Source organism: Brevibacterium sp. (assembly GCF_022712115.1).
Taxonomy (GTDB): Bacteria; Actinomycetota; Actinomycetes; order Actinomycetales; family Brevibacteriaceae; genus Brevibacterium; species Brevibacterium salitolerans.
The window spans coordinates 1-16715 of the sequence record NZ_JALAHB010000082.1 but is presented as its reverse complement, the minus strand read 5'-3'; the positions used below and the strand labels follow the sequence as shown (position 1 = coordinate 16715).

Genomic DNA, 16715 nt, shown 5'->3' with positions numbered 1-16715 from the left:
TCATCGAGAACAACGGTGACGGCACTGGTAGCTACGTGGGAGATGTCCTGGCGGTCGATCTCACCGGCGGCGGGGCTGGAACTGCGTCGGGTGGCGGTGACGTCATCGAGAACAACGGCGACGGTTCAGGTTCCTATGTCGGTTGGGGCCTGGTCATTGAGAACAACGGTGATGGCTCCGGATCTTTCACAGGCGGTGGCCTCGTGATCGAGAACGACGGTAGGGGAACCGCAACAGTGAACGGAGCCACCATTGACGCGGACCCGCTGCCTCCTGTCCCCCCGGTGGGTGACTTCCCGCCGCTGGAGGAGCTGGCTCCACACGATTCCTGTGGCACGGTACTGACTTTTGAAGACGGTGTGCTCTTTGATTTCGACAAGGATGCTGTCCGTCCGGACGCCCAAGACACACTTGACACCGTGGCCCAGGTGCTGGAGGCGGCGCAGATTCCGGAAGCGGAAATTTCCGGGCACACGGATTCGAAGGGCGGAGACGACTACAATCAGGATCTCTCTGAGAGCCGCGCGCGAAGCGTGATGACAGCGCTGCAAGACGGTGGGGTCACCAGTACGCTCACCGCGGTCGGATTCGGCGAGACCCAGCCGGTCGCGCCTAATGAGGTGGACGGGCAGGACAACCCTGCTGGTCGTCAGCTCAATCGCCGGGTGGAGATTTTCATCCCCTCATTCTGATGTGCCGTGGCTTAGCCGCTCACTCTGACGTACAGGCCCGCGCGCATCTGAGTGGTGTGTCCCGGCGTTGCCTGGCGCTGGGAGCGTGTGTGCCAGAAAGTGTTCGCAATACCAGCCGGTACAGGACCGGCGCGCCCAAGGAGAAGGTCAGCCGATGACGACCGTGCACTGCCGCTCTTCCCGTATCCGCAAGACGGTCCCTCTGCTCTTCCTAGCGGGTGTCCTCACGGTGAGTGGCTGTAGCGTGAGTATCACCGAGGGTGGGGACGCTGACGGCACGGTGGAGGGAAGCGGATCGCCCTCCGGCCCCGCCGAGGAAAACTCGGACAGCGGTTCTGCCGCCACCGAGGATTCCGTGGATGCCGAGGTTTCTGCCACCGGCGATGACATTGCGGAGCAGGCCGTTGAGGGAACTTCCGGCTTCGCGGAGACCGATCAGGACTTCGACCGGGAGGAGCTGCGCGGGGCGGCGACCACAGCCCTCACTTGCAGCAGTTCCCTGACGGTAGGAGAGGGCTATGTGGGACAGCTCGTGAGTGTCACCGGTGACTGCAGTGATCTCTCCGTGTCCGGAACGGGCATAGTCGTCGTCGCCGAGGCCGTGAGTTCGCTGGTGGTCGAAGGTTCCGGAACTGTCGTCTTGGTTGACACCGCGGAGTCGGTGTCTGTCTCCGGTCAGGGCAATGCGGTGATGTGGGGGTCTGGTGACCCGGCGGTGAGCGACAGTGGGACGGCCAACGTCGCGAGGCAAGGCTGAGCACACGATAAGCGCGGAGTGCGGAGAACTCATGGACCAGAATAGGCCGCGGCTGTTACTCATCGACGATGATGACGCGATCACCTCGACTCTTGCACCCTATCTCGCCCGTAGCGGTTTTGATGTGGAGGTGGCTGCGGATGGGTACATGGGACTTGAGGCGGTGCGGAGGAGCGCACCGGATATTGCCGTCTGCGATGTCCTCATGCCGCGGATGGATGGCCGCGAGTTCGTCCGGCACGTGCGTGGCAGCCGTTCGTGGCTCCCCATCATCCTGCTCACGCAGGTCGGAGAGTCATATGAACGCAGTGCCGCACTGGACGAAGGTGCGGACGACTACCTCAACAAGCCCTTCGATCCGCATGAACTCGTGTCCCGGATACGAGCGGTGCTGCGGCGCGTGGCCCGGGGCGGGCAGGGGCTTGCCGCTGCCACGCGGGTCCAGGCTGGCGAGCTGCTGCTGGACCGCAGTTCCAAACGTGTGTGGTTGGAGGGGTGCGAACTCACCCTCACGCCCAAAGCGGTCATGCTGCTGGAGTTCCTTATGCTCCATCCGCAGGAGCTCCATTCCCGCGAACGTCTGCTCGCAGGCCTGTGGGGCATGAACTTCGCCCCCGCCTCCCGGGCGATCGACCATCGCGTGTCCGAACTTCGGCGCGTGCTCGGCGATGACGCTGCGGCTCCGCGGTACCTGCAGACGGTTCCCGGGATGGGGTACCGGTTCGTCCCACGGGTGCAGGCTGTATGAGGGATGTGGTCGCATGACGTGGCCCGATGACTGGCGCAGTTTCAGTTCTGAGCATATGCACTCTGGTCGATCCGTCCGGAGGGTGCCGCGGTGGGTGTGGCTCGGTGCAGTGGTTCCCGGCGCCGGGGGAGCCTTGGCGGCGGGTGCCCTGTGGATGCGCGGAGATCAGCGGAAGCTCGAGGTCGTCACGGCACTGCCTGCGGCGACGGTGCTGACGGGTCTTCTGCTCACGGCGCTGCTCCTCTGCGGGTGCGCATGGTGGGCCATTCGCGCGCGGTCGCGCCAGAGGTGGGAAGCGCAGGCGGCCGAACGCGCACGCGCGGCGTACGCGCTTGCGGTGAAGCGCGAAAGAGAGGGCCACCGCAGGTTTCTGGCTCGCTTGGACCACGAACTCAAGAACCCGGTCACTGCGATTCGTGCAGCGGCAGCTTCGGGCGGCGCGCAGAGTGGCGAACGGTGTGCCGAAGGAAAAGGGGTGTGGGCGGTGGTAGACGCACAATCCGCGAAGTTAGCCGGGTTGGTCGGGGATCTGCGGAAGCTCGCTGAGCTCGAGACACGGGCCCTTGAGTACGAGACTGTTGATCTGGCTGGCGTGTTGAAAGAGGCTGTAGCGGATCTGGCGCACGTGCGCCCAGACGTGAGTGCGCGCATATCGCTCTCCGTCATCAGTGTTCCGTGGCAGGTGCCACCATTGCAGGCAGACCTCGATCTGCTCTCGTTGGCGCTGGACAATGTACTGAGCAACGCTGCGAAGTATTCTGACAGTGGGCCGATCGAGGTCCGGCTCCGGGAACAAGACGGCTGGGCTGTGATTGAGGTCGCGGACTCCGGCCGAGGAGTACCTCAGGATGACCAGCCGTACGTGTTCGCTGAATTAGCACGTGCGAACAACGTGCGGGACGTCCCGGGATCGGGGATCGGACTTACCCTGGCCGCGACGGTCATACGTCGGCATGGTGGGGACGTCGCGCTGAGATCGGTAGAAGGCGCGGGCACAGTTGTGACCTTGTGGCTTCCGGTGCGAGTGTGATGAAGCGGTTCTCCGAGCGGTGGCACAGGGCCTGTGCCGTTGCTGAAGGCAGCTCTTCCGCTGCTGCGCTTGTTGCTACGTCCGCTGCTGGCTCCGGGGAGGGGCGCTCCTTCAGGATGCTCCGGGGTAAGCCAGCTCTGTGAATCAGGAGGGTGCGTCCGGGCCCGCCGGCGGCAGCGCGAGGAGTGCGGCGCGGAAGCGCGAGTGGAAGATCGGCTTCCGGCCGGCGCCGAGGTGCGAGGGAGGAGTCCAGGCCGGAAGCCCGCGGAGCATCTGTCCGGACCACCCGGAGCGCTCGAACCAGCGGTGGTGGAACGGACAGACCAGCGTCAGATTTCCCAGATCCGTGGGACCGCCCTCAGCGAAGGGGATGAGGTGGTGGGCTTCGCACCAGGCCGCGGGAGCATCGCAGTCCGGGAAGGTGCATCCCTGGTCGCGGGCGGTGAGCACCGCCATCTGGCTCCGCGTGGCGAACCGTCCGTGTGAGCGCACTGCGATGGTGCGACCGGAGCCGTCCGCCACATGGGCGAAGAGCTGCAGGGCATGGGACCAGCCGGCGAGCTGCTCCTGAGTGGTGACTCCGCCCGTCTGCGTGAAGAGGGGGCGCCTGGCGTGGGCGAGGTCGCGCGGATGCGCAGAGACGACGAGGGCATGGTCCGCCCCGTGAAGCACTCGTTCCCGGCTGAGGCAGCGCAGCAGGAAGGACAGGCGGTCATGGCGGTGTCTGCCGGGTGAGTGCGAATCCGGTTCGGGCAGAACTGTGCTGCGCGAGCCGTCCTCGCACACACCGGGGTTGCGTGTCCCGACCTGAACCGGTTGGAGCGCTCTGTCATCCGGAGGCCTGGATGATTCCGGGGGCGGATGCGTCGCTGTCGGCATCCTCTCTGGCGGTGTTCTCTCTGGTGGTCCTTCGGTTCCGCCGGGAGTGCCGGTGCTCCTGCGGCCGCCGTCCTGCGGTTCGCCGGGGCAGGCCGTGCGTCCCAGCGTCTTCTCCCACAGCACGGTTGTGGCCGAACCGGACTCGGATTCCCCGGCTTCCTCGAAGAGCGCGAACGCCGCGTGAGAGATGCGGGGGCTGATGGGGACGGGCCAGCCGTCTTCGCGCATGAGGAACAGCGGGTCGTCCTCCACGAGTGCGCCTTCACCCTGAGCGCCGCCGCTCACCGTTGTCCAGCCCTCTGCATCCACCGTCACGTCCGTGCGCTCCCACACGGCCTCCTCGGGGGAGGCGGGCCGCGGAGACGGTCCAGCGTGGCGGGCGGCCTCGGCCGCATCCGCAGGAGGAGCGGCCGCGGGTTCGTCTGCAGAGGGAGGGCTCGCGGAGGCAGAGGCCGCGGAGGCGTCGGTTGCGGTGCCGGCAGTGCAGGTTCCGTTCTCGTCCTGAGCGGTATCCGTGTCTGTGAGGGAGGATTCAGGCGCGCGGGTGTCCTCAGGCTCGCCGGTGTTCGCAGACATGCGGGTGTTCCCCGGTGCGCGGGGATGAGGCCTGAGGGTCACCTCTGCGTCCGTATCACGCATGCGTGCGTAGAGCAGTGAGTACAGGGTGGTCCCCGTGGGGCAGTCGAGCAGACCGGACAGTCGCCAGTCGCCGTTGACCTTCTGATTGACCGTGACGTGGTATCTGTGCGGTTCCGGGGTGAACTGCGGCGGAGTGCCGTCCGGATCGACGGTCTGGACGATGCGGCCCACGAGCTTGGGGATGTCAGCCAGCCGCAGTCCGGGCGCGAGTTCGACGAGCGTCTGCTCGATCTGCTCCTCGTACCTGTCCTTCACCTGAGGCGGAAGGTCCTCCACGGCATCGCAGAGGGTGCGTGCCTCATCCGTGGAGATGCGCCCTTCTGCGTAGTTCTCCGCGATCCGGGGATGCGCAGGTGCCTGCTTCTCGCCCAGCAGGGTGATGCGCTCACCCAGCTGCCTGCTCAGCCGTGCACGTCTCCGGGCTTCGTGCACCGATATGCGGAATTCGCCCTGCAGGAGTGCTTCCGTGGTGCGATAGCCGTGGTCCGTGCTGGTCCCGCTGCGGTCGAATGCGGCCAGGATGTCAGCGCTCATTGCGTCGATGCGTCTCCGGGCCAGTTCGAGCGCACGCAGTGCTGAGAGCTGCTCCTGCGGTGTCAGGGAGGTCGCGTCGATCTGCTCCTGTGTGCCTTCCGCGGCCTCGAGAAGTGTGAGGACTGCGGTGCCCGCGCCCTCCCGGGCGATGAGGGAGCCCCTGTCGTGGTCTGTGAATGGCGCTCTGAACACGGGATTCTCATATCCCTCCGGCGGATTGTCACCGGGCAGAGGCCCCTGTGGAACGTGGTCGACCGTCACTGCTTTCACCTCCCTGCGCGACGCTGCGTATGGAGCTGGAACGTGCTGTGCGTGTACGAACAGCATACACGTTCTAATCAGTGTGCGATAGAGGTGGGAGTAATGAGTTTGTGTGTGATTCTTCGAGCATATTCCGTAGCCTGATGCAGAATGCTGTCATAGCATGACGGTGAAGGCAGTCGCGCGCCTTTGCGGGCGGGAGCGCGTGGGGGAACGGCACAGACTTGCTGCGCGATGTCGAGTGCCGTGCCGCATGCGCTGCATCGGAGACCGCTCGGCGCGCCGGCCCCGTCCGCCCGGCCCAGCCTGCTCAGTCCAGCCGGCCCCGCCAACCCGGCCCGGCCCTGTCGGCTCAGCCCGGCCCGCCACGCCAGCCCGGTCCACGCAGCTCAGCGTGCCCGCCCAGCCGGCCCGACCCACACAGCTCAGCGCGCCGGCTCCGCCCAGCCGACCGCGCCGGCCCGACCTCTCAGTGCAAGCCGAGCACCACCGTCGCGATCGTGAAGTAGAGGATGAGGCCGGTGGCATCGCAGAAGGTGGAGATGAAGGGGTTGGAGAAGACCGCAGGATCCGCCCCCACCTTCTTGGCGACGATGGGCATGAGGCCGCCCACGCAGGCCGCCATGACGCAGATGGACAGCAGCGTCAGCCCCATGACGGTGCCGATGGGCCAGCCGTAGACCAGCCCCGCGACCACGAAGCCCAGAGAGCCCAGCACCGATCCCAGCACGAGGCCCACCCGGAGCTCCCGCCAGATCACCTTGCCGAGGTCCCGGACCCGCACCTCGCCCACGGCCAGCGCCCGGGTGACGGTGGTGGCGGCCTGATTGCCGGTGTTCCCGCCGGTGCCGGTGAGGAGGGGGATGAAGAGGGCGAGGATCACCACCTGGTCGAGCTTGGACTCGAAGACCTCCAGCACCTGCACGGTGAGGATCGCGGAGACGGCGAGTACGAGCAGCCAGACGATGCGGCTGCGCACGATCCGGAGGATGGAGCTGGAGAGGTAGGAGCGGTCCAGGGGCTCCGCACCACCGGAGCGCGCGGCGTCCTCGGCGTCCTCCTCGTCCATGATGTCGAGGACGTCGTCCATCGTGAGGATGCCCAGCAGGCGGTCCTCCTCGTCCGTCACCGGCATCGCTATGAGCCGGTGCGAGAGGAACTCGCGGGCCGCCTCCTCACGATCCGTGAGCGCATGGACGCTGGTCGCCTCGCGAGTGAGCGCGCTCAGCGGCAGATCCGGGTCCGCCGCCAGGAGCGAGCGGAGGGAGACGACGCCCTCGAGCACCTTTCCAGGGCCCACGACCGGCAGGAGGTAGACGGTCTCCGGCTCGTCGATGCGGGCACGGACGGATTCCAGCGCGGTGCGGGCGTCCCAGTCGTTCCGCAGACTGAGCACCTCCGGGGACATGTACCGGCCGATCGCCTCCTTGGGGTACCCCAGGACGGTGGCAGTCATCTCCCGCTCGTCCGGGTCGAGACCCAGCATGAGCTTCTTCGCCAGCGAGGCGGGCAGCTCCCCGAACACCTCGGCGCGATCGTCCGGGTCGAGCTCCTCGATGATCGCCGCGATCTCCGGCCCCCGGAGTGTGCGGATCAGTTCAGCCTGATAGCCGGGAGGCAGCGCCTCGAAGACCGCGAGCGAGGTGTCCTTGCGGAGCGCCCGGAACAGGACCGCGGCGCGCACCGGGGGGACCGCGCCGATCACGCGGGTGAGTTCGGGCCGCGGGGTGCTCTCCGCCAGGTGCGCGATCTCGTCGAGGCTGTGGGCGTTGAGCGGCCCTTCGAGCAGGGCCTCGAGCTGGTCGGCCGGGGTGCTGACCTGTGTGTTCTCGGCCATCGGATCCTGCCTCCTCGACTCGTGCGGACATCCCGGACGAGCCTAGCCGGTGCGGGGCCCGGGGGAGCGGCCGGTGGGACCGTGCGGTTCCGTCGCGGTGCTGCCGGACGGGGCCGAGGCGTCTGCGCCGGAGATGGTCTTCGCTCCGGCCCCGGCCTCGGGTGCGGTTCCAACACCGGCTTTGGGAACGGTTCCAACCCCGGCCTCGGCTCCTGCCCCAGCGCTGCCCCCGGCCCCGGTCAGATCCTGGCGGGTGCTCCCGTAGTAGGTGGACAGGCCGCGGTACTGCGGGGTGAGGAAGGCGAGCAGCACCACCACCAGCATGACGAGGCCGGCACCCACGAACATGAGTGCCATGCCGCGTGCGTTGCCCGCACCCAGCAGCCAGCCCAGCGCCTCCCTGCCTGCCGGGGAGTCAACCCAGGGGATGACCGTCTGCTGCGCGATGATGCCCACGAAGAAGGCGCTGACGGGGCTGGCGGCGGTCTCGACGCTCTGCGCCAGCCCGAACACCCGGCCCTGGCGGTGGAACGGGACCACGCGCTGGAGGATGGTCTGTTCGGCGGCCTCGGCGGCGGGCATGAGCGCCATGAAGACGAACATGCCCACGGCGAACAGCCACCACCACTCGCGCAGCGTGAAGGTCATGCCGATGCCGGCGACGAGCAGGTTGAGGAGCAGGAGCGTCCGCACCGGGTTCCCGCCGAGGCCGGTCCTGGCGACCACGCCGCCGCCCACCACGAACCCCAGGCTGGTCACACCCAGCACGATGCCCCAGACCTGCGGTGAGAAGAGCTCGAGGCCGTACGGATCCATGAGCGCCATGAACGTGCCGCCGACGAAGTTGTTGAAGCACGCGAACAGGATCAGCGCGGTGAGGCCCGGGATCGCGCGGATCGTGCGTATGGAGCCGGCGAGGTCCATCTTGGAGACCTTCCGGTGACCGGCAGGGGATGTGGGCGCGAGCGGAGCCGCGGGACTCGCCTGGGCCGCGGGGCTCACCTGGGCCGCGGCCGAGGCGCCGGCAGCGCTCGCCTCAATGGCACCTGGCGAAGCGGCACCTGGCCCGGCGGCACCAGCACCTGTTCCACCCGCACCGGCCTCGGCATCCCTGCCGGCGGCACCGCCCTCAGCAGGCCCGGCCCCCGTGGCTCCTGGCGGAGCAGTACCGGCACCCGCCTCGCGAGCATCCGCTCCACCGGACCCGGCGCCGGCTTCCGTGGCACCTGCCTGGCCAGTACCGGCACCCGCCTCGCGGGCACCGGCCTCACCGGCACCGGCCTCACCCGCACCGGCCTCGGCCGCGATGGCCTCCTGGGCCTCGGCGGCGGTGACGATCCTGTCCTCGGGGATGCGGATGGGCAGGAGATGCAGGAAGGCGAGTGCGGTGAGTCCCGTGGCGATCCACAGGGTGGGCCCCATGCCCAGGAAGCCGATGCTGAGGCCGGAGAACACGCTGGTGACGAAGAAGGCGAGGCCCTGGACCATCCCCACGAGGCCGTTGGCCCTGTCGCGCTCGCCCTCCGGCACCAGCAGGGTGACGGTGGTGGAGAGCGCGATGTTGCGCATCTGCTCCACGACGGAACCGGCGAGGATGATGACGGCGAAGAGCCAGAAGGCGGGGCTGGAGAGGCTGACGAGCGCGGAGCGGTCGGAGACCAGCCACACGCCGCAGGCCAGGAGATAGGCGAGCAGCGTGGCGACCGCGGCCATCACCATGACCTTCTTCTTGCGGTTGTGGTCCACGATCGTCCCGAAGACCAGTGAGAACACGGAGACGAACAGCATATGTTTTTTGAGGCACTGCGGCCTTCTACCCCAACGGCAGAGGGAGCGCGCTCAAACCGCGTTCAGTCCGGGTTCGAATCCCGGGGAGGTCACCGCATCGAAAGATGTGAGCCTCCGCGTCACGCCAATGACCGGAGGCTTGGCAGCACGAGAGAGCCCTCGGACTGCAGGACCAGCATACCAACTGGACCCCTGCACTTCCAGGACCGTCTCGGCACTGCCGGGCGGTCCTTCCTCGTCCTACGCCCTCGAGCCCAGAGACGACCCGGTGACCACGCGCGAACACCTCGTGCCGGGAGAGGTGAGAACGGCCAAGGCCTGGCCGGCTCCAGCGACGCCTACCGGCTCTCGTCCTTCGCGGCGGGGGTCCGCTGGGCGTACCCAGTTGTCGGCTGGAGCGTGGATTGGTCGGCGGGCGTCTTGGGGCAGGGGGTTCGACACCGGCACCCCTGGGTGCTCCGCTCGGATCAGAGACAGCCGCGCCCTGCGCGTCCGCATCACCATGAAGGGGAACACCATGACAGAGACCACACTCGAGATCTCAGACCTCAGCGATACCGCGTTGCTCGACCGCGCGGACGCGCTGCTGGATGACTGGATCGCCGCACGCCATGCCGGGGATGCGGAGACTGCGGAGCGGATCAGCGCTGAGCGCGGGGCGCTCTACCGCGAGCGGGACCGGCGACACGGAGGTGAGCCGGAGCTGACTGAGGAGAGCATCCGTCGCGGCCTGGCCCAGTACGCGAAGCTCCTCCCGTTCCTCGGCCCCCGCGCCCGCGGCTGACGGCCCCACCAGCGCAGCACAGCCCCCGCGCTCCTCATGGAGCCGGGGGCGCTGTCATGTCCGGGCGCAGCGCTACGATCAACGCGTGCTTGATCCCCGTGCTGAGGTAGTAGGTGTGCGCCGCCACGCGCCGGACGCGAACAACTGCGTGTTCTCCGCGTGGGCAGAGGTCGGCGGTGAGCGTGTAGGTCCCGTCGTCGAGTGTGCAGATCTCATGGCCGTAGGTCGAGAAATGGCCCTTGTCGGCCTGGTGACCGCCAGCGGCAAGCTGGTGCCCAACTGCTTGCGAGACCGCGAGGATGGGACCGCCGTTGTCGCCGTGGTCCCCGTACCCGCAAGGGAGAGGTAATGCCCGAGTACATCATCAAGCCGAGTCGAGACGAGGACTTCTACGCCGTCTACTCGACCGTCGTCGACAGCTTCACCATATGGGGCACGAGAGCGCAGCTGGAATCGGTGTACGACAGAGCCGAGCCTCAGCGGTTCGAGCGCGCGGACTGGTCGGGATCATCCGCGCTGTGGCCGTCACCCGACAATCCAGCTCTCGGATGGGGCGACGAACGGATCACGGTGCGCGAGGGTCTCGCCATGCCCGACAACGCACTCTCGGGCACGGTCAGACGCGAGAGGATCCGCGAGTTCTGCGAGACCGCGGATCACAGCGGCGTGTTTCATCCCCCGGAGGGGATGGTTGAGTGGCAGTTTGATGCCGTTTGATGTTCATAGACTTCTAAACCCGAGGGCGATGGATTGCTATGACTAGCGGTCCCACGGCCCGCGCCCGGCGGGGGTACCCCCCCCTATGCGTCCAGACCAGCAGGGGAACCTGCGCCTTGGCTATGCCCGCGCCGGGGGCACCGCCTACGTCCACGCCCGCATCGGCGGGCGCAGTTGCTCAGCCCCATCGCCTCCACGCTGCCCTAGGCCTCCCGCCCGCGCCCAGCGCCCACGCACACGCACACGCACACGCGCGCGCACGCGCGTACACGCGCGCGTAGCCGCACGCTCACCCGCTGATACCTCTCAGCGCTCACGTACGCCACGCTGAGCGCCTAACGCGCCCTCCGACGAGCGCACACTCACCCGACGCTCTCCCAGGCGCTCTCAGCGCCTCCTAGCGCTCCTGCTCCTCCTGCTCTGCTGCGCACGCTGCTGCGCGCTCTCGACCTCCTGCCTCACCACGTCCTCGACTGAGCACGGCATACGCGATGCCGCCGTGGTGGTGCTGGTGGAGGCGATGACAGCGAGGCCGTCGCCGTCGTCCTGGATACCGCGCCCCGGACGACCTTGGGGACGTGCCTCATAAACGATGGTTTACGGGACACCTCCTCAGAGCCTCCTCTGCGAACGCGAACAAGCGGATCGAGGCGTCTCGCAACTTGCACCAAAACCTGGTGTGTGATTACCTGGTAGCGACGTTGAGTTACGAGACACCAGACGGAGGACACCATGACCGAGACCCACACCCCCAGCCTCGAAGCCGTCGAACAGCCCGGACGGCTCATTGGCTACGCCCGCGTGAGCACGACGGAACAGAATCCCGAACTGCAGGTGCAGGCCCTCATGGCCGCCGGCGTGCAGGAGCGCGACATCTTCACCGATCACGGCGCATCCGGCGCGGACGCATCCCGCCCAGAATGGGACCGCTGCCTCGACTACCTCGAAGCCGGCGACACCCTGGTGATCTGGAAGCTCGACCGCGCCGGCCGATCTGTCGCCCACCTCGTAGAGCTGGTGAACGACCTCCGCGAGAAGGGTGTCGGCTTCAAGACCGTGGACGGCTCCATCGACACCACCACGGCGGGCGGACGCATGGTGTTCCACATCTTCGCCGCGATGTCGCAGTTCGAGCGCGAACTCATCGTGGAGCGCACGCAGGCCGGACTGGCTGCAGCACGCGCCCAGGGGCGCACCGGCGGACGGCCCCGCAGCATCAGCGGGAAGACACGCGCCCGTGTCCGCGACCTCAAGGCGAAGGGTACGCCGGTCACCGAGATTGCCTCACTCGTCGGCATCGGCAGGCAGAGCGTCTATCGGATCCTCAACGAGAACTGACCGGCTCCGGATACGACGAAGCCCCCACCTCCTCGCAGGAGATGGGGGCATCGTTGTGTCTGGCCCCAGGGTCCGGGTACTCCTGGGCCGGTCTCAGGCGTTCGAGGTGCGCAGGCTTCCCGCCTGCTGCTCCGGCTGCTGGTGGCCCATCAGGCTCGCGTAGCTGGATCCCAGGAACGATGGGTGCGTCTGCGGCTGCACGCGGGTGCCGCCGAACGGGGCACGGGCCTCGGAGGCCGGACGGGCGGCAGTGTAGGCCAGCTGCTCCTCGTTGACCTGGCGATCCAGCGCCCGTTCGCGGCGGCGCTCCTCAGCGTACTGGCGCTGCTCCTCCCGCCGCGCCTCGGCTTCAGCTTCGGCGCGGGGGTCACGGAGCAGGGCGAGCGCATCTCGGGTGTCGCCGGGGCGGCGATCCGCCCGGGTGATGGTGCCGCTGCCCAGGCTCACCTGCCTACCGTCCACGCTGAGGACGGTGCCCTCCGGGCGGGCGTCGCGGAGCTGGTAGGCGACGCGGACGAGCTCTTCCTCAGCGTCCTGCAGCTCGTACCGGCGACGCAGCAGGGCGTTGTAGGCCTGCTGCGCTGCCTCCGCGAACTCCGAGTTCGCCCCGCCCAGGTTGATGCTGCGCACGGTCTCCGCGAGATCCTCCGCGCGTTCGTACGTGACGCGGAGCTGCTGGGCCTCAACCTCCTCCCGGGCCTGCTCGACGCGCCCGCGAGCGCGTCCGAGACGGCGGTCCAGGCTCTCGAGCAGGACGACGACCTCGACCAGCTCGGGTGCAGTATCGTCCAGCTCGCCGGCGTCGATCCGCCGATCCAGCTCGTCGCGTCGGGAGAGCGCGTCAGCGCGCTCGCCCTCCAGGGCGGAGACGTGATCGCGGGCCTCGGCCAGCGCGGCAGTCGCCGCGTCCAAGATCTCCTGGGCGGCGGTCTCCCGGGGGCCGGGGGCGAAGGTGGCACGGCCTGTAAGGGCATCGGTGGTGGGTGCGGAATGCGTCATGGTGTGTTGTCCTTTTCGTGGTAGAAGTCCGCCGCATCGGCGGCGTCGTGGAGGGCGTCGGCCCACGCCCGTGCCGTCTCCGTAGGGACGGCGAGCACGAGCGGGGCGGAGACCAGGGCCACGCCCCGGGTGCCGTCGTCCAGCTGGGCCACGCGGACGCGGGCCTTGCGCGCGAACCGGGCGTTCGGCCCTACCAGCTCAGGGAGCTGGACTGCCTCGCGGCTCGGGTCGAAGCGGATCAAGCGGCCGCCTCCTCGGGGACCAGGACACCGGCCCGCAGCGTCCGGCGCTGCTGGGCGGCCAGGGCCTCGATCACCTCGGCATGGTCCAGCCGCCGAACGGGGACGTCGGCGCGCTTGCGGGTGACCTGCACGCGGCCATCGCTGCGCTGCCCCCAGACCTCGCAGTCGCGGAAGGGGACCTTGTTGCGACTGTAGGCGTACGGCTGACCGATCGCTCGGCAGATGGTCGCGGGTTCGCCTGCGCGAGCGAACCACGTCCCGGCGGGGAGGTCGGCGGCAACAATCGTGGAATCAGAATCCATTAGAGTCCTTTTCTTCATATGCGAGAGCATCACGTGTTGATCGGGGAAGGGTTCTCCAGCCGCCGTGCGACTGATAACGTGGAAATGAATCGACAATTGGTACACATTCTTCGCAGGGAGGCCGAACATTCTCACTGCCGAGTTGGTGCAACCACGCTGCTTGTGCAGCGCACGAATGGCAAAGGCCCTCGCGCCTATACTGATTAAGCCGAAGCTGCCAATGCCTAAGCTGGGTCGAAGTCTCGGGCGCTGAATGCGCCGGATTAACGGAATGAATCGGAGGATAGCTCATAACGCCCCTGCCCCTGTCGGTCTCTGCTGGAGAAAAGCCCTTCACCGCTTCGCAGGGCTTTTCGTAAGTAAGGGCCGACAGGGGCGAGAGAAGGAGCGGGGAATGATGCAGCGGAGAGGGCTCGCTTAGGGCTCGCCTCGAAGAGGAGGCATAGGGCGTAGCCGACGAGGAAGACGGAGGCGCTGCCCGGCTGGGGGCCGGGCTACCACGGAGGCGAGGACGAGGGAAGGGCCCGAGGTGTCCGCAGTAGTGCGCCCGTAGACGGCTATCTGCAGACGGTGGGAATAAACCGGCCGTGCCCCGCGTTCTCCCTGCGCTGGACCGCGCTCCGACGGGCACGTACAGCCGGAATTACTTCCTACCACCCTCAACCGCACAGAAGGGCCCTCATGGCACGCACACCGGACCCGTCCAAGCCGGACGTCTGCGAGCATCACGACTGCTCGCGCTCGCCCGTGGCGAGGTGGACCAGCGGGGACGGCGTCGTGCTGTGGGTGTGCAAGACGCACCACTATTCCTTATCGAAGAATGCGCAGAAGAATGCGGCCACAACGCAGATGCGCGCGGGAATGGGGCGTCAAGGAATGAGTGAAGAAGAGCGCAAGAATGCGCTTGCCGCTGAGTGTTCCTACCGCGAAGAAGGCGGCTACAGGTGTCGAAGAATCCGCACTATCAATATCCGAAAGGACAACCCCCACCCCGGATACTGCTCACTGCATCAGGGCTTCCTCCTGCAAGATGATGTGCAGTCAACTATGCGAGCCGTCGAAACAATCGCGAGCAAGATCGTCGTGAATGACGCGGCCTGCTGGATCATCAATACAGGCGACCCGGAGAAGCCTCGATTTGAAATCGACACAACAACCCATCGCGGATGGCTGGCATACAAGCTCATGTATCTGTGGTTCGTTGAGCGGCCGAAGGAAGATGCTCGCGGGCATCTTCGATGGGGCTACGAGAGCGGCAAGGTGCTCGGGCATATCTGCCTCATGGGAGAGAATCCCCGGTGCGTGAATCCGCTGCACGTCATGCCGATCACGCCGGCCCAGAACCGGGCTCAGCAGGCCGATCCGGTGATGAACATGCTCGTGGGTGGCATGTCCCAGATCGGGGGCGCTCCTCCTGCACTGCGCGAGTGGGCGGACGCCCACGGCCTCCCGCTCCACCCGATCGAAGATGATCGAGCCCGAGGTCTCGTGCTGGACGGAGCCCTGCACCGCATCGAGGATGCTCGAAAAAGCAATACCCCCTGAGACGCGCGAGGTTGCCCGTGAATGAGCACGGGCCGGGTTTCGAGGTGTTGACTTGTCGGAACCGTGAGGGGGACCTCTGCGGCGAACCTCGTGCGTGTGAGGGGGTACTGAGGGCGGGCGCTCAGTGCTTCCAGTCGATCTGAATGAGATCCGGATCGAAGCCTTTCATACCGGATCTTGAGGGAAGGATGGTGACGTCCGTCAGTGCCCGCACGATCATCCGCTTGCGCTCGACGTCGAGCGCATCCCAAGTGGCCTGTACGTCCTCCCTGCCGATCACCAGGCCGAGAGGGGAACTCCCTGACCCGACGTCGAGCGCCTCGTCAATCTCCGCGATCCGCTCGCGGAGGCGGTTGGACTCCTTTGTCACCGAAGCGCCGTCGAGTATGCCGTCTGCGTAGAGTCCGGCGAGCCCGTCCAAGCGGGATTGCACGGTGACACGCTCGGCGCTGAGAGCTTCGTGGTCCACGCCGTCCTCTCGTTCTCCCCATATCTGGGCGGAGATGTCCGGGCGACTCAGCACTCTGACGAGGATGCCGCTGAGGTATGCATCGATTGGTTCGGCCATGCGGGCCAGGTGGTTCCCGCACCTGTATCTCGGTGCTCCGGCGTGGCCGTTGCCAACTCGTAGCTCACGTTTGCCACAGCGTCCACACTTGGCGATCCCAGAGAGCAACCAGCGGGGGCTGTTGCCGGGTGACGACCTCCGGGAGGGGTTGGTGAGCTTCTGCTGAACGGCCTCCCACTGCTCGCGGGGAACGATGGCGGGGAAGCTGCCGGGGTAGGTCTCTCCGGTCTCGTGGCGCGGAACGAGACCGGCATATCGGGGGTTCTCTAGGAGCAACTTCACGCTGCGCGGGGAGTAGGTGCGGCCTCGTGTTGTCTTGATCCCCGCAGCTTCAAGATCGCGAGCGAGCTGCCGGAGCGACACCCCGCCCAAGAAGTCGGTGAAGGTCTTCGCCACCACCTCGGCCTCTTCCTCGACGACGGTGACGTGATCATCCGCGTATCCAGGGATACGGCGCGCATTGACCACATGCCCTTGCTCGCGTCTCTGCTGGTTCGCTCTGCGCTGGCGCTCAGACTTGCGGCGGACTTCGAAGCGAGCGATGCCTGCGAGCATCGTCGCTCGGAACTCACCGTCTGCGGTCGAGAGGTCAATTTCTCCGTCGACGGTGACGACTCTGGCGCCGGTCGCGATCAGATCGTTGAGGTCCGAGGTCTGCCGGAGAAGTCTGTCGAGGTCGACGGCTACGATCAGGTCGAACTCACCGCGCTCCGCGGCGCGAAGCATCTCGTGCCACGCAGTCCCGGGGCCGCGCTTCTTGGACGCGGAGACGGAGTTGTCCACGTACTCCTCGACCACGCTCCACCCGCGGGCCTCGGCAAGCTGCCTCGTCCGCTTCCGCTGGGTTCCGATGCCGAACTCCTCGCCCTCACGGTCCTGGGAGATGCGGAGGTAGATCGCGGCGCGACGGGGCTGGGCAGTGGTGCTCATGCCGCCAATGGTAGCGGTGTCTTGACAAACACATCACGAATCCCATGTACCCCGCGCCGATCACGGCGGAGACCGCCACGTTGCGGGTCTCCAGATAGACCCAGAACGTCAGCGCGAACCAGAGG

Annotated in this window: 15 protein-coding genes and 1 tRNA gene; 9 read left to right on the top strand and 7 right to left on the bottom strand. The window is 67.1% G+C overall.

The features are described from left to right. From Q0A33_RS05070 to Q0A33_RS05055, 4 genes are all read left to right on the top strand, one after another. A partial coding sequence (locus tag Q0A33_RS05070; protein ID WP_291794061.1) for an OmpA family protein occupies nt 1-692 on the top strand: 692 nt, incomplete at its 5' end. A 154-nt stretch (nt 693-846) separates the two neighbouring features. After that, a complete protein-coding gene (locus Q0A33_RS05065; protein WP_291794058.1) occupies nt 847-1449 on the top strand; it encodes a DUF3060 domain-containing protein in 603 nt (200 codons plus the stop codon). Between the two features lie 31 nt (nt 1450-1480). Further along, nucleotides 1481-2197: a response regulator transcription factor gene (locus tag Q0A33_RS05060; protein WP_291794055.1), complete on the top strand. Its 717-nt coding sequence runs from the start codon at nt 1481-1483 to the stop codon at nt 2195-2197. Nucleotides 2198-2351: 154 nt separating this feature from the next. Continuing rightward, nucleotides 2352-3227, top strand: coding sequence for a HAMP domain-containing sensor histidine kinase (locus Q0A33_RS05055; RefSeq protein ID WP_291794053.1), 876 nt, complete (start codon nt 2352-2354; stop codon nt 3225-3227). A gap of 144 nt (nt 3228-3371) precedes the next feature. On the opposite strand, the gene Q0A33_RS05050 is transcribed toward Q0A33_RS05055, so the two are convergent. The 3 genes from Q0A33_RS05050 to Q0A33_RS05040 all read right to left on the bottom strand — a co-directional run bounded on the left by Q0A33_RS05050 (nt 3372) and on the right by Q0A33_RS05040 (nt 9165). Then, a complete protein-coding gene (locus Q0A33_RS05050) occupies nt 3372-5471 on the bottom strand; it encodes an HNH endonuclease signature motif containing protein (RefSeq protein ID WP_291794050.1) in 2100 nt (699 codons plus the stop codon). Nucleotides 5472-6009: 538 nt separating this feature from the next. Then, nucleotides 6010-7377: a magnesium transporter gene (gene mgtE / locus Q0A33_RS05045; RefSeq protein ID WP_291794047.1), complete on the bottom strand. Its 1368-nt coding sequence runs from the start codon at nt 7375-7377 to the stop codon at nt 6010-6012. Nucleotides 7378-7419: 42 nt separating this feature from the next. Beyond that, on the bottom strand, nt 7420-9165 hold the full coding sequence (locus tag Q0A33_RS05040) for an MFS transporter (protein WP_291794045.1): 1746 nt from the start codon (nt 9163-9165) through the stop codon (nt 7420-7422). Between the two features lie 19 nt (nt 9166-9184). Here Q0A33_RS05040 and Q0A33_RS05035 point away from each other — a divergent pair. From Q0A33_RS05035 to Q0A33_RS05020, 4 genes are all read left to right on the top strand, one after another. Continuing rightward, nucleotides 9185-9257, top strand: a tRNA-Leu gene (locus Q0A33_RS05035). Between the two features lie 425 nt (nt 9258-9682). Further along, a complete protein-coding gene (locus tag Q0A33_RS05030; RefSeq protein ID WP_291794042.1) occupies nt 9683-9949 on the top strand; it encodes a hypothetical protein in 267 nt (88 codons plus the stop codon). Between the two features lie 348 nt (nt 9950-10297). Further along, the gene (locus tag Q0A33_RS05025) at nt 10298-10666 is read left to right on the top strand and encodes a hypothetical protein (protein ID WP_291794039.1); all 369 of its coding nucleotides are present in this window, start codon (nt 10298-10300) and stop codon (nt 10664-10666) included. A gap of 732 nt (nt 10667-11398) precedes the next feature. Further along, nucleotides 11399-12004 carry a recombinase family protein gene (locus Q0A33_RS05020; protein WP_291794036.1) on the top strand — a complete coding sequence of 202 codons (606 nt, stop codon included), beginning with the start codon at nt 11399-11401 and terminating at the stop codon, nt 12002-12004. Between the two features lie 93 nt (nt 12005-12097). Here Q0A33_RS05020 and Q0A33_RS05015 read toward each other — a convergent pair whose 3' ends face one another. The 3 genes from Q0A33_RS05015 to Q0A33_RS05005 are packed head-to-tail and all read right to left on the bottom strand — an operon-like array spanning nt 12098 to nt 13547. Further along, complete coding sequence (locus tag Q0A33_RS05015) at nt 12098-13003, bottom strand: hypothetical protein (protein ID WP_291794034.1); 906 nt, start codon at nt 13001-13003, stop codon at nt 12098-12100. Next, a complete protein-coding gene (locus Q0A33_RS05010; RefSeq protein ID WP_291794031.1) occupies nt 13000-13245 on the bottom strand; it encodes a hypothetical protein in 246 nt (81 codons plus the stop codon). The genes Q0A33_RS05015 and Q0A33_RS05010 overlap by 4 nt, the downstream gene beginning before the upstream one ends. Next, entirely contained in the window at nt 13242-13547 is a 306-nt protein-coding gene (locus Q0A33_RS05005; protein WP_291794028.1) for a hypothetical protein, read from the bottom strand. The genes Q0A33_RS05010 and Q0A33_RS05005 overlap by 4 nt, the downstream gene beginning before the upstream one ends. A 681-nt stretch (nt 13548-14228) precedes the next feature. Here Q0A33_RS05005 and Q0A33_RS05000 point away from each other — a divergent pair. Then, nucleotides 14229-15092: a hypothetical protein gene (locus Q0A33_RS05000; protein WP_291794025.1), complete on the top strand. Its 864-nt coding sequence runs from the start codon at nt 14229-14231 to the stop codon at nt 15090-15092. A gap of 121 nt (nt 15093-15213) precedes the next feature. Here the strand turns inward: Q0A33_RS05000 and Q0A33_RS04995 are convergent, their stop codons facing one another. Then, nucleotides 15214-16590 (bottom strand): recombinase family protein, encoded by a 1377-nt coding sequence (locus Q0A33_RS04995; protein ID WP_291794022.1) that lies wholly within the window; start codon nt 16588-16590, stop codon nt 15214-15216. Nucleotides 16591-16715: the final 125 nt, after the last annotated feature.